Source organism: Rubripirellula reticaptiva (assembly GCF_007860175.1).
In the GTDB taxonomy this organism is placed as follows: Bacteria; Planctomycetota; Planctomycetia; order Pirellulales; family Pirellulaceae; genus Rubripirellula; species Rubripirellula reticaptiva.
This window is the reverse complement of sequence record NZ_SJPX01000004.1, coordinates 1,060,143-1,073,471: the sequence shown is the minus strand read 5'-3', so window position 1 is coordinate 1,073,471 and position 13,329 is coordinate 1,060,143. Positions and strand designations below refer to the sequence as shown.

Annotated in this window: 10 protein-coding genes; all 10 read right to left on the bottom strand. The window is 56.1% G+C overall.

Annotation, left to right across the window (positions count from 1 at the left end):
- Positions 1–10 precede the first annotated feature (10 nt).
- The 10 genes from Poly59_RS21090 to Poly59_RS21045 all read right to left on the bottom strand — a co-directional run bounded on the left by Poly59_RS21090 (position 11) and on the right by Poly59_RS21045 (position 13,271).
- Positions 11–964 (bottom strand): beta-propeller domain-containing protein, encoded by a 954-nt coding sequence (locus Poly59_RS21090; RefSeq protein ID WP_146536034.1) that lies wholly within the window; start codon positions 962–964, stop codon positions 11–13.
- A 114-nt stretch (positions 965–1,078) separates the two neighbouring features.
- Complete coding sequence (locus Poly59_RS21085; RefSeq protein WP_146536033.1) at positions 1,079–2,452, bottom strand: DUF1552 domain-containing protein; 1,374 nt, start codon at positions 2,450–2,452, stop codon at positions 1,079–1,081.
- Positions 2,453–2,532: 80 nt separating this feature from the next.
- Positions 2,533–4,926, bottom strand: coding sequence for a DUF1592 domain-containing protein (locus Poly59_RS21080; RefSeq protein WP_222436147.1), 2,394 nt, complete (start codon positions 4,924–4,926; stop codon positions 2,533–2,535).
- Positions 4,927–5,235: 309 nt separating this feature from the next.
- Positions 5,236–5,925, bottom strand: coding sequence for a response regulator transcription factor (locus Poly59_RS21075; RefSeq protein ID WP_146536031.1), 690 nt, complete (start codon positions 5,923–5,925; stop codon positions 5,236–5,238).
- Positions 5,922–7,853: an ATP-binding protein gene (locus Poly59_RS21070; RefSeq protein WP_246151815.1), complete on the bottom strand. Its 1,932-nt coding sequence runs from the start codon at positions 7,851–7,853 to the stop codon at positions 5,922–5,924. Before Poly59_RS21070 ends, Poly59_RS21075 begins: the two co-directional genes overlap by 4 nt.
- A 10-nt stretch (positions 7,854–7,863) precedes the next feature.
- Positions 7,864–9,315 (bottom strand): DUF3108 domain-containing protein, encoded by a 1,452-nt coding sequence (locus Poly59_RS21065; protein ID WP_246151814.1) that lies wholly within the window; start codon positions 9,313–9,315, stop codon positions 7,864–7,866.
- Positions 9,316–9,564: 249 nt separating this feature from the next.
- Complete coding sequence (locus Poly59_RS21060) at positions 9,565–10,179, bottom strand: class I SAM-dependent methyltransferase (protein ID WP_146536030.1); 615 nt, start codon at positions 10,177–10,179, stop codon at positions 9,565–9,567.
- Positions 10,180–10,200: 21 nt separating this feature from the next.
- Complete coding sequence (locus Poly59_RS21055) at positions 10,201–10,437, bottom strand: RNA 2'-phosphotransferase (protein ID WP_146536029.1); 237 nt, start codon at positions 10,435–10,437, stop codon at positions 10,201–10,203.
- A gap of 78 nt (positions 10,438–10,515) precedes the next feature.
- Positions 10,516–11,001: a tRNA (adenosine(37)-N6)-threonylcarbamoyltransferase complex ATPase subunit type 1 TsaE gene (gene tsaE, locus Poly59_RS21050; protein WP_146536028.1), complete on the bottom strand. Its 486-nt coding sequence runs from the start codon at positions 10,999–11,001 to the stop codon at positions 10,516–10,518.
- Positions 10,998–13,271 (bottom strand): efflux RND transporter permease subunit, encoded by a 2,274-nt coding sequence (locus Poly59_RS21045; protein ID WP_246151813.1) that lies wholly within the window; start codon positions 13,269–13,271, stop codon positions 10,998–11,000. Before Poly59_RS21045 ends, tsaE begins: the two co-directional genes overlap by 4 nt.
- Between the last annotated feature and the right edge of the window lie 58 nt (positions 13,272–13,329).

Here is a 13,329-nt window from a genome sequence, read left to right as displayed (position 1 = left end):
GTAAGGATCCTCATTTCATGGGTGACCCAGTGACGGGTTGCCCATTGGTTGTCAAAATTTGGAAATGGTGGACGCGATTAGGGCCTTCATAAGTCCAAGCAATCTTTTTGTCGGCCGTCACTTCCAACAGTTTGACGCCAACCTTCGCGTGATACGACGCGATCACGGTGTTGCCGTTGGGTAAACGTTGACCACCGCACGCATCATCGATCGGATTCCCGGGAAGATCTTCATTGGTAACCGACCAAACGACCTTGCCCTGATCGTCGACTTCGATGACTTTGTTTCCGTTGGTCAAACAAATCACCGTGTTGCCGTTTTCCAGCCGAATCGCCGTGAATGGCCAGTTTTTAGCCGCTTGTCCGCCCAGCGATTCTAAGTCGGTGGCAAAGGACTGCACGACTTCGCCCGACGGCGTGTATTCTTTGACTTGAAACGCCAACAGGTGAGGAACCAGATAGTTGCCGCTGGCAAGTTTGCGAGCCATCCGAGTCTGCATGTGAGCATTCTTGGTTTCGGGTTGCAACGGAAACTCGGTTTGAATCTTGCCCTCCGAATCCAGTTCCATCAACCGCGGCTTGGCGCCGAGTTCAGTGACCAACGTCAGCCCCGACGGCAAACGTTGGACGGTTCCGATTTCCTTGTTGGTTTTGTCGAGGTTGTACTGCCAGACGATTGTCTTTTGAGAGTTCTTCCCTGAAGCCGCGTCTATCTTGAACTCTTTGACAACGTCGTTCCATGCGATCAGGACGTTGCCGTTTGGTAACACCCAACCATCACGGGCGCCTGCCCGCCCCGAGTCCCAGACCGTTTCGCCATCTTCGCCGACAATTCCGGTGAACACTGGCCCGGCGACGAAGAACGAGTGCTTGATGGCGGTCTCTTCCGCGACCCCGGAAGTCGACTGAATGATCGCGGCCAGTCCAATCAGCAAAAATACGAAGCGGGGCAGTGGGCAGATCATTCTGTCAAACCGTGTGAAGGAAAGTTGGGAGTTGGGATTTGGTGGGGACCGAAGACTAGAAGGTAGCAGCTTCGACTCGGTGGCGTTGGCGTTGGTGCTTCGGCACCGTATCAATTAGCCGGGCCGATTCAGTCCGCGAACTCCGGCCGCGGTGCTGGATCCGAACTGATCAATTTCGACTCCCATCCGCTGTGCAAATTCGACGTACAAGTTCGAAAGCGGCGTGTTGTCAGTCGCGTCGTGAGCCACGTACGCGCCGTGCGCATAGCCACCGCCGGCAACGACGAGCGGCAAGTTATGCCAATCGTGGGCACTCGCATTGCCCAGATTCGATCCGAACATCACGGCGGTGTGATCCAACAACGACTTGCCGTTCTCCTCGATCGCACGAAGCTTTGTCAGAAATTCACCCAGGACTTCGAACTCGGCTTGTTCGATTTTTTGCAACTCGGAAATCTTTTCCGGGTCTTTCCCGTGATGCGAAAGACCATGCCAGTCATTGCTGACCCCAGGTATCGCAGGGACCGCATTCATCCCGCTCAATTGATAAGTGATCGTGCGAGTCGAATCGGTCTGCAGCGCCATCACGATCAGATCGTACAACAATCGTTGTTTGGCAATCGCATCGTTTTTATCGGCCACGTCGGTCGGTCGCTGTGCATCGACGTGCGGTTTGGGCCGGCGCACCCAGTCCTCGGACTGCAACAGCCGTTTTTCCAACGACCGGACCGCCGTCAAGTATTCGTCAACCTTTTCTTGGTCACGCCGTCCAACCGTCCGCTGCAATTCGCGAGCGCGACCGCCGATCGTATCCAGAATACTCTTCCCACGACGAAGACCGTTCATCTCGGCCTCAATCTCGTCGGCCGTGCCGTCAATGAACAGAGCCGCGAACAATTTCGACGGCGACGTCATTCCCGGAATTTCCACACCGTTGGAAGTCCACGACATGCTGCGTCCGCTAGTCGATAGTGCCAAATACGGATAGCGAGTCTGAACGCCGATTTGCTGGGCAATCAATTGGTCTAGCGATACGGTGTTCTTGAATCCGGCCAGCCCAGGACGCTGCGCCGCGGTCAACCAAGTCAGCTCGGATGCGTGACCGTTGTTCCCTTGCTGTTGCGGATGCGAAAGACCGGACAGCAACGTGATTTGGTCGCGGTGGTCGGCCAGTTTTTCCAAATAGGGAGTCAACTCAAAATCGCGTCCCTCTGTTTCCGGGAACAACGACGGCGTATGAAATCCCAGCGTTGCACACATGGCAACGAACCGTTTCGGGGACTGCTGCTGTTCCGCAGCCACAGCCAACGCTCGTTGCCCGATCGACGGCGACATCGCTTCCAACAATGGCAGCCCGATCGATGCGATACCCGTTCCCGCCAAAAACGTCCGTCGACTCAGCGGACGTGACTTGGCGATGTGCACAAGCGGAAAGGCCGACACGCCAGACGCACGTGCTTGGCGATTCAATTTCAGTTGATCAGTCATGATCGCTCGGATGCTTTTGTAGTGGTGGCGGTGATTTGGAAGATGAAATGTGACCCGGCGAACTTCTCGTGCTCGGCAAACTACTTGTAATGGAACAGCTCGCTGGCGACGATCGTTTCGATCAGACCGCGGACGCCGTGCCCGTTCCGTTTCGATTGAGCGACAATTTCTTCGATCGCGTCTCGGTCACTGAACCCCATTTCTCGACCCGACGCAAACGTCAGCAGTTTGGTGGCGAAGGCACGCGTCAGCCGGTCTTCGTCACGCGCCAGCAGATCACGGAACTGAAGAAACCCGGTGAATTTCTCGCCGCCTACCAATTGCCCCGTCGCATCGACCGGCGGCCCAAGTCGGTAGCGGACCTTGCGGCCGTCGATGACCTTATCCACCTTCTCGCCCTCACCGAGTCGACGAAAACGATCACGCCAACCGCCCACTGGGTTGAAACTTTCCAGAGCGAACCCAGGCGGATCAATCAAATGGTGACAGGCCATACACTGATCAAGGTTGCGATGCTTGTCCAGCAATTCACGCAATGTCGACGCGCCGCGAACATCGGGTTCAACACCGGGGATCCCGGGTGGCGGCGGTGGCGGATGGACGCCCAGGATCCGCTCCATCACCCAAACGCCGCGAACCACCGGCGACGTGTTGGTTCCGTTCGCTGAAACTTTCAAGACGCTGGCCTGGGTCAACACGCCGCCACGCACGCTGTCGTCCACCAATCGAACACTTCGCACTTGAGGGCCATCGACACCATCAATCTCGTAGTGCAAACCCAATCGATTGTTTAGCATTGCAAAGTCTGATTTGACCAAGTTCACGACGCTAAGATTTTGGGCGATCAGCGTGCTAAAAAACTGGCGAGATTCCTGCAGGATCGAATGTTGTAGGAACGAATCGTATTCGGGAAAGAGAGACTGGTCGGGACTGGTGAAATCGATCTCACGCAGATTCAGCCAAGCGTCTGTAAAGTCGATTACAAATCGCTGATGCTTGGGATCCGCTAGCAGTCGACGCGTGTGCTTCAACAAGACGTCGCGATCGGTCGTCAGATCACCCGACGCAGCAGCGGCCAGCAATTCCGCATCCGGTGCCGTTCGCGTCAAGAAATACGAAAGCCGCGATGCCAACGCGTAGTCATCCAGCCTGCCAGCGGGTTCTTGCAAATACAAGAAATCGGGCGAACACAGGATCGCTGCGACCGCGGTCTTCAAACTCGGTTCGGCGGGAAGTCCGTCGGCGCGTTGATCCTGATAAAGCTGGACATACCGGTCGACGGATTCTTGGTTCGCAGGTCGCCGAAACACAGTCGTCGCGATCTCGCGCAATCGATCGGGAACCAAGTCGTCGGCATCGTCACGAAGTGTGAATTGGGGAACGTACCACGGCTTGTCTTTCAGTTCGGGATTGCGAGGCGGGATCTCGTTGCGGCCCAGACCGGTGAACATCAGGCGATGTCCGCGACTGGGAAATTCATCAACTAGCGGACCAATCAGTTCGACTTGGCTGATAGCCAATCCCGGTCCCTGGTACGCATCGAGTCCGTGTTTCTTGATTAGATAGTCCGGGTCGCTAATCCCCCAAGGCGTCAGTTCGATCATGTATCGTTCTTCGATCCAGGCTTCAACCTCGACCGTCATCGGGCCGCCTGGATTCATCTCGCGATAGGCGAACGTCGGTCGCTCAGCCCCACGCTGGAACGTCGTCGCGCCGATTGCAAACGTGATCGGTTTGTCGGACTGGTAGGCGTACCCCGTGACTCGGATCTTGTAACGTCCCGCCGTCTGAACATCCGCCGTTCGCAACATGCCGGTCGGGTAGCTCAGGTCACGAAAGAACACGACTGAACCATCGTCGAGCTGTTTCCAAGCCGTCCCGATATGCTTTTCTCCCTCGCGAGTGTCGGCGTAGTTAGCAAGTTTCACTTTTGCTGCGGGCTTAGCGACCGTCTTTGCAATCGCCGTATCCATCACCAAATCAGCCGCTTCCAAATAACGCTGCAACTGGACCATCGATACGTTCAGTGATGCGCCAACATTGTCAAACTCGCCCGTCCGCCCGTCTTCCGGTAGCAGCCCCTGCAGATCTAAATTCGTGCCGAACAGATCGTTCATCGTGTTTTGATATTCACGCCGATTCAGACGCCGGTAGACCGTCCCCTTGGCGTTCCGATGCGCGGCTTGCAGTTGACCGTCGATCAAGCGCCGAAACAAATCCAAATCGGCGGTCGCGACGGGCGACGAATCCTTGGGCGGCATCTCGCCAAACATCACGCGGTCAAACAATCGTTCCCAGCGAGCAAATGTCTCGGCGTCACTCAAGTCGTCGCCCAAGACATCCAGATCGAGCCCACCCTCGTCAGCTCCGCCGGCGTGACAGTCGCTGCAGTATTTAGCGAACAGTGGCTCGATCTGATCACGAAGATCCCCGGCGACCACGACCGAATCTGCGGTCACGCAGACCACAAGCATCAAGAGTGAAAGAAGAACGAATCGGCAGCCAGAATGAATTGGCATTTCGCAGAGCTCAGGCGTCAAAGGCAGGCGGCCGTTCGAGACAGCCGGGTATTACTAGCGTCAGCGTGGCTAGACCGCAGTTAGGTAGGAATCGCAAGGAAATAAGATCCGGATATCACTCTCCTCCGGGAGGGTGATTTTGAGTTTGTCAATGCTGGAGTTGCTTCCGAACTCATCCCTAAACGCACACCGCTGTCGTCTAGTTTAGCCGAAGTCGGCCACCGTTTCACTGAATTTGGCGCAACTAATCATAAACGGCAGCCCTCAATCGGCTGGTTCAAATCGGTATCCCACGTCACGAATCGTGTGGATGAACTGAGGGCGACTCGGTTCGCTTTCCAACTTTGCTCGCAGCGTGGCCACACAGCGGTCGACACTTCGGGTGGTGACGATCGGCGAACGCCCCCAAACGTTATCCAGAATGTTGCTGCGGGTCAGAGCGCGGTGGGGATGCGAGACGAAATATTCAAGCAACTGATATTCCTTCGCCGTCAACCCAATCGTTTGACCTTGTCGCACTAGCCTGCGAGCGCTGCGATCGAATCGGACGTCGCCAAGCGTGACCGAATCTTGTGCCTGACCTGGGTGCGAGCGGAGTAAACGTTGGGCTCGGGCTAGCAGTTCGCGGATGCCAAACGGTTTGGTCATGTAGTCGTCGGCGCCCAATTCCAAGCCTCGTACGATCTCCTCTTCCTGCCCCTTCGCCGTCAACATCAAGATCGGCAGGTCCAAGTTTGCTTTTCGCACGCGACGGCAAAGATCGTATCCGTTCAAGTGTGGCAGCATGATGTCCAACAGCAGCAACTGGGGCGGTGCGGCCAGCACCTGAGACAGTCCCGATTGTCCGTCAGTCGCGGTCTCTACCACGAATCCGGCGCCGCGAAAATTGTCGCTCAGGCCACGAAGCAGCGTGGCGTCGTCCTCGACGATCAATACGCGTGGTGAGTTTGTCATTCGGTCCTCGTCATTAACTTTGGCAGGCACACAGTAAAACGGCTACCCACACCTAGTTCGCTTTCGACCCGAACGCTGCCGCCGTGTGACTGGGCGATCGCCTTGACGATACCGAGCCCCAGACCGCATCCACCGCGCGTTCGCGACACGCGTTGATCGACTTGATAAAAGCGATCGAACGCTCGGTCGATCTCACGGGCACTCATTCCAATTCCGTTGTCGCGCACCGCCAGTCTCACGTGCTGCTGATCTGCATCCGTCGTCACCGTAATTTTTCTCGGATCTTCGCTATACTTCCACGCGTTTTCCAACAGGTTGACCACGGCAGTGACCAGCGAATCCAAGTCGCCAGAGACCGATAATTCGGGCACTTCGTCGACTTGCAATGAATCGTCGTCGATTCCGCTGCGCTCGCGAAAAACCGTCACGGCTTGATTCACCAAATCGCCTACGTCGACGGTTCGAAAATCTAGAATCGCCTTGTCTTGATCCATTCGCGAGAACGTTAGGAAGTTGTCGATCAATCGCGTCAACCTTGCGTTCTCGTGGCTGATCAACTGCAGGTACTCGCGAGTTTGTTTCGCATTGGCTTGACTGTCGTCGTTTTCGTCGGCGCTAAGCAACGTATCAACGAGCAACCGAGTCGAGGCGAGCGGTGTTTTCAGCTCGTGAGAGACGGTGGCGACTAAGTCGTTCTTTAGTTGTGCCAACCGCAATCGTTGCCTGAGCGAGGTTGCCAGCAGCCAAGCCAGTACGCAAGTCACGGCAATCACCAGCAAGCCGATCCAAAGATGAACGGCCCGCCGTTGCTTGGAAACATCATCGAATGGGTCGCCGCCGGTCATCGCAAGACCCAATCGCCATCGGCCCATGTCGTCGCCCAGCGAAGTGTCCATCAAATGGTCGGACGTTTCCGTTGGCGCCGTCACTGCAAAAGCGACACCACTGGGCAGCAACGATCCGTCGGTCAATTGCAACAGTGTTTTGCGCAGTGTCGCGGTTCGGTACAGTTCGATCAACCGATCGTCGGACGAGGCTCGAGCCCACAGTCCAGGCAAACTGGTTGGTTGCAAACTCGCATCGGCTTGAGTGATCCCCTTAGTCGCGGCAGCCTGCGCTGCCAAGACTTCGGCGTCCTGCATCGGCCAATCGATGGGTTGATCGGTGAACTGCGGCAACTGGTTCATCAAAAAGCGCCGCTGCGCCGAAGTCATCGTAACGTCGTCGTAGTTTCCCAATCGCTGATGCAACGATTCGCGCACCTCGACCCAAGCCGCCGTTTGAGGCGGCATGATTTCTAGCAAACGCAGTTCGGCTGCGGCGGCCAACGATCGGCCATCAGCGTCGTAAAGCGCCGAATAGGTTCGCTGCGACTGCAAGACTTCGATTGCTGCCGCGTTATCATTGGCCGCTATCAGGCACCGTACCTGGGCTTGTCGCGCTCGCGCGCTGACCACCGCGTCGTCGCTACGCGCGGCCAGTTCGGTGTAGGCCTGGGCAGCTTCGGCGAACAGCCGATCGGTGAACTCGAGTTTCTCGGCTTGCAGCCAAAGCGGATCGATTGATTCGGTGCGTCGTCGAAGCGAACGTGGCGGGTCGGGGTAGAGGATATCTCCCTGGCCATCGGTGATTAACACACTGTCCAAGCCGCCACGCGAGACGAGGTCGGCAAACAACCGGGCAGGCGATCTGGCATCATTATTTTGCGATAGTGCCTGACTTGCCGACGCATGACTTGACCAACGCTCTCGCACGGCCTGGCCGGCAGCCTCCAGTTGAATCTGGTACGCCTCACGCAATCGTTGATTGGACGCCAGCCGTTCGTTGCGAACCGCCTCGCGCATCATCCAAACGACTCCCGCTGACGGCACGAGTACCGTCATCAGCAGCAACAGGATCGGCCACGCGAGGCGTTCACTTTTGGGCATTCGGGCTGTCCTACTTCACCTTCATACTGTCGACAATGGTTTGAAACGGCTTTGCCAGACTTTGGAATTTGTCCGTTTCGGCCATGTAGCCGATGTTGGCCGCGGTCGACTCGCCAAACACACAGATCCGCCGGCCTTTCATCTTGCGCTTGCCATCAACAAACTCAATCTCGGCAACCGCAGCATCAAGGTCGCCGATTTTCATCGTCCGGATGCCATCTTTACCGATCGTAAATCCCTGCATGTGTTCTTTGTATTCATCTAACGCGTTTTGCATCCACGCACTGGGCGAGTCGTGCTTGGACTTGATCGACGACAAGGGGCCGACTTCGATGCGAGTGTCACCTACGCACTCGGGATCGATCAGGTACATCTTTTTCGTTTTGCTTGCGCCGGAATTCGACGGCGAGTAAGAAAACCATCCGGCCGGCACAACAGCCGTGACACCCTCGAAGTCCAGCTTGGTGGCTTCGCCTTTATCCAGTTTGGAGGCACGTATCAGATCTCCCGAAGCACCGCCCGCTTCGAAACGCACGATATAGCGATGGGCGTCGTTGGAGATCCAGAAGGTTTGCCCAATGTCGATTTGCATTCGAAAACACTCGAACTTGCCCGCCGGAACTTCAATCGTTTCGAGTTTGGTGACTTCAATTCCGAGCGATACCTTCGCTGATCCTAACGATGAGACGACGCTCATGCTGGTCTTGTATCCGACGGACAAAGGAAGTCGGCGAAACACTTCCGAGCCTTGCTCGTTGTCAAAATTCGTACCGTCGATTTTCAACGTTGTCGGTTCATCCTTGCCGGCCATTCGGATCGTCACTTCGCCTTTGCCGTAGTCGGCTTTTGCTTTGCCTAGCAACGTGTGTGACCAAGTGCTCTCGATTGGCGCAAACGTTTTTGGATCGGCGAACACTTGACTGATGTGCTTTTGACCATTGATGGAAATGACTTGCCAAGTATTGCATTCCCAAACCGGATTTCCATTCAATTGACTCTTCGCCACTCGCCAAATCTGCGTGCCGATTCCCATTCCGTTTTGCAACTTCAACTCGTACTGAGTTTCATCTCCGTCGCCCCATGGCACCGCCAACAGCTCGGGGTCTCCTGGCAATCGACTCTTTGCCTGGCTAACAAACTCAGTCGCGGTCGGAAAGTTGTCGATGACGGCCTGAAATGCTTTGGCGGCCAAGTCAGCTTTCCCTTGCTTTTCGAAACAGACGCCGATTCGAAATTGAGCCTCGGCGGCGGCTTTGATGGAATCCTTCCCCTGCCCAACGACTTTCTCGTATACCTGGATCGCTGCCTCTAAATCGCCGACCGTTTCTTCGGTATAGATCCCCTTTTCGAGCATCTCCGTTGCCGTCGCAGCCGGCGCCGGCGAGGCGAAACCGACAAAGATCATGAAGGCGACCGCGGTCAGGAATGACCATCGACCTCGGCTACACTGTGTTTTACGCATCTGAGTCTTCCTGTGCTTGTGGCTTAAAAAGCTGTGAACATCACGAGGCCAGAATAGGAAGCCAATGTTACCGTTGTGTTACCTGGTCACATTTTCTTTCTCGCTTTTTGCGAAACTCAATAACGAGACAGCCTTACCAAGGCACGCGACCAACCGACCGTACGCCAGCGATATCCCCAGCGATATCCATTGCAAAACCGAATCAATTGCTTGGCATTGCCGCTAGGGTTCCCGACCGCATGTGCCCGGCTACTCGTTGCGCAGCAGGTGCATTCCTTCTCTGCCGCGATACGTCAGCAGCAGTGCTCCTTTGGCGGCGCTGGCCTCGAAGATGGCTTCAAAAAAGCTGTGCTCGCCGGGCCAAGGGAATGCGAAGATCAGGTCGAAGTCGTCAACTTCCATTCCGATCTCGTCGTACACGTCGCCCTCTTCACCATCGACATGGTCCACGTCGCTGGCCAGATCCGGCAAACCTTCGATGCCTCGGGGGATAAAGCTGCCGCAGTAGATCTTTGCATCGCTGCCGAGTTCTTCGATCACGCGAGTCGAGTGCTCGACCAATCGCGGCTCGATCTCGATCCCCACCGATTCCATGCCACGCATCGACGCCAACATCGACCCGACACCAAAACCGGATCCGAATTCAAGGAAACGATTGCCGGTCAGCAAATGCTCGTCAAGGATCCATGTCAGAACTTGATCGAACAAGTGGAAGTCACAGTTGACGAAGTTTTCAATCACGTCCTCGTCTTCCAGCATGAACGCTTCGATCGCTTCGTTCGCTGAATCAATCAGCTCCTCGGCCCCATCGAAATAGGCCAGTTGTTTGATGGAGTCGGGAACTTTGATGGGTCGCAGAGGCATCGTCTTGATACACCTTGTCGATCAAACAGCACGGATGCGGGAACCGTCTTCGCTGAGCGCAAAAATCGGCGGCTCATGGCCGGCAACGACCTGTTGAACCTGTTCGCGAGTGATCGATTTTCCGGTGGCGTTGGACTTCCCCACCAATTCGTCAACGTTCAAATAGCCTTCGGCATCCAGTTTCAATCCAATCGATTGAGGTTCATGACGCAAAATGAACGCCAAATACTTGCTAATTTTTGTGAGTCGTTTATTCATCCGAGAAGTTTAATCCAAGAATCCACAACAGTCGCGGGGACACCGGCCATCCCGCGTCCATTCCTGACCCCAACCCCGCTAACGGTTCATTGACCCGATCATTGCGGTGAGCCCGGCATCGTCGGTCCACGCCGCGATTTTTCGGGTTTCCGAGTCGGAAGTTAGGGTCAACTTCAACCATAACGTTTCGTCTGGCAGGCAGGTTCTTACTCGGTCGGCCCATTCGACGACGGTCCAGGCGTTGTCTTCGTCGAAGAGTTCTTCCACGCCCAGTTCGATGAACTCGTCGTCGTCGGTGACTCGGTAGGCGTCTAGATGGTGCAGTTTGATTGGCTGGCTGTCTGCGGCTCGGGTGCCTTGATGCGACTGCAGCAATGTGAAGGTGGGGCTGGTGACGTCGGCCGAGTCGATTCCGATCGCTCGGGCGATGGCCTGGGTCAGCGATGTTTTGCCGGCGCCTAACGTGCCGACCAAACCGATCGTGACGTTGGTCGGTAAAATAGCCGCCAACCGATTGGCGAAGGTTTGCAGTTCCTCGAGACTTGCGATTTGGAATTCGATCATTCGTTGTTACTTTTGGGTTTCGCGAATCGCACCAGCATGGCTGGCAAAAAGACGAGGTCGGCGAACAGTGCGCTGCCGATCGTTAGGATACCCATCGCGGCAAAGATGCGGTGGTCCCGCGCATCACTGATCAGTGCGGTCGCAAAACCAACGATCAATACGATCGTCGTCATCACCAGCGCCGTGCCAACGCCGATGAAGGCGCGGCGAATGGCGGCGGCTTCGTCTTCGCCGGATGACGTTTCCTCTTGATACCGAGTCAGAAAATGGATCGTGTCGTCGACTGCAATGCCCAAGCAAACTGTGAAGGCACAGACGCTGACAATTTCCAAATTCATACCGACCAGCCACAACAGGCTGCCCGTCATGGCTAGCGGAAAAAGATTTGGCACCATCGAAATCAGCCCCAGTCGCAGCGAGCGATAAACGACCGACAAGACGCCAAAAATGATCAAGCTTGCTGTGCCCAAACTGAGCGCTAAGTCGACGACGATTTGATACAGATTCTTCCACCGCCAAACCGCACCGCCGTCAAGGGTGATCTCTAATTTAGGATGGCGACTTTGAATCTCGGCTAACTGAACTTCGATCCTTTCGAAGACTTCTCCGTACGCAGCGATGCCTAAGTCTTGCAATCGAAACCGAACCGTGGCCTGATTGTCGACGGGGCGATAGTACGCCTGCTTGAGCGGCGGCGGCAATAGTTCAAGCATCGACATGCGAGCCGACGTTTTGCCTTCGCCAGGCAGTGCGGCGATCAAGTTGACAATCGACAATGGGTTTCCGATCAGCGGTTCACCTCGCAGAACTTCGTTGACTTCATCGGCGACTTGGCCGATTTCCGGATCGCCGGCGGAAACTGATTTCCCCCAGGCAATGCTAACTTCGGCGGTCTCCATGCCGCCAAAGTCGCGGTCGATCTGGGCGAGGGCCCGAGTCGCTTCGCTGCCGGCCGACAGATTGCTGGTCAAACGTTCGTCGGGACGAAGCTGTAACGTGACCAAACTAAGTATCGCGGTCGTTGCAATTGCGATCATGCTGACGCTGCGTGACCGAGCCAGCACGAAGTCGATGATCACTGAAATGCGGCTGAGATTGCGGTCGATCAAATTCTTACCATAGCCCGAATGCACTCGCCGCCCGAGCGGCGTTGCACAGGCAAGCGGAATCACGGTGATCACGGACACGAACGTCATCAACACGCCGATCACACAGCAATACCCGAACTCGCGAACGGTTTCGTGATGGGCCAGTGCCAACGAACCGAAACCAATCGCGGTGGTCAGCGAGGTCAACCAGCACGCTAAGCCGACTTCGCGAATGGAAAGCTTGGCTGCATCGCCGGCCGACATTCCTTCGGCACGGTGGCGACGAATTTGCACCATCATGTGAACGCCATCGGTGAATCCGACCATGCACAACAACACCGGCACAATGACGCTGTTGAACGGGTTGTCGTCGAGCCCGATGAAGTGCAACAGGCCAAGAGTCCAGAATACGCCCATCGTCGGAGCCAACGCAACGATGATGACGCTGGACAAACCACGAAACAGAATGAACGCGATCAACAGCGCGATCGAGTAGCCGATCGCTTGATACTTGCGTTCGTTCGACCGAGTGCTGGCGGCACGGCTGACACGGATCGGCACCTCACCTGTCACCGCGAACGACATTTTTGCACCGGGGTACTTTGCCGCGGCCGCCGCGGCGACGTCGCGCAGCCGATCGGTGGCGTCGCTGTCTTGCGTGACGAACAGCCAATCGATCGACACCATCAACAACAACGTCTTCCCGTCGCGTGACATCAACTGACCGGCCACCAAGGGATGCTGCAGCGCCCGATCGCGTGCGTCTGCGTACCGAGTTGCCGACGCGTTTCGGCCGGGCAAAATTGGTTCTGGCAAGCCAAAGATGTTCAGCGGCGGCGCGTCGTCCATCCAAAACACGCTGTCCACATGATCAAGCGACTCGATTGCCACGACCGCATCACGGATCGCGTCCGCTCCGTCAGGCGTAAAAAAGTCGTCGCTATGAGCCACCACGATCACATCGCCGCTGGCCACACGCACAGGATTCACGTTGGATCCCACCGACGCAGGCAGCGGAGCGGATTCCGATTGCGTCTGACGCAGCGCCGGTTCGAATTTCGGCTCTGGCAAGATCAGGCGAGGATCGTAGTGCCCGATCGCCATCAACACGGTCCAAGCGACAAGCAACACTGCCGCAATCCAGCGGTGGTCAACGATCCAGTTAGCTAAACGAGAAAACAAGGGAAGGAAGTAGGTGTTAGGGTTTAGGTGTTAGGTATGAGGAAGCGAAGATTGGGCC

Coding starts and splice junctions, on each gene's coding strand:
- Poly59_RS21090 (WP_146536034.1), bottom strand. CDS start 964: ATGATCTGCCCACTGCCCCGCTTCGTATTTTTGCTGATTGGACTGGCC.
- Poly59_RS21085 (WP_146536033.1), bottom strand. CDS start 2,452: ATGACTGATCAACTGAAATTGAATCGCCAAGCACGTGCGTCTGGCGTG.
- Poly59_RS21080 (WP_222436147.1), bottom strand. CDS start 4,926: ATGCTTGTGGTCTGCGTGACCGCAGATTCGGTCGTGGTCGCCGGGGAT.
- Poly59_RS21075 (WP_146536031.1), bottom strand. CDS start 5,925: ATGACAAACTCACCACGCGTATTGATCGTCGAGGACGACGCCACGCTG.
- Poly59_RS21070 (WP_246151815.1), bottom strand. CDS start 7,853: ATGCCCAAAAGTGAACGCCTCGCGTGGCCGATCCTGTTGCTGCTGATG.
- Poly59_RS21065 (WP_246151814.1), bottom strand. CDS start 9,315: ATGCGTAAAACACAGTGTAGCCGAGGTCGATGGTCATTCCTGACCGCG.
- Poly59_RS21060 (WP_146536030.1), bottom strand. CDS start 10,179: ATGCCTCTGCGACCCATCAAAGTTCCCGACTCCATCAAACAACTGGCC.
- Poly59_RS21055 (WP_146536029.1), bottom strand. CDS start 10,437: ATGAATAAACGACTCACAAAAATTAGCAAGTATTTGGCGTTCATTTTG.
- tsaE (WP_146536028.1), bottom strand. CDS start 11,001: ATGATCGAATTCCAAATCGCAAGTCTCGAGGAACTGCAAACCTTCGCC.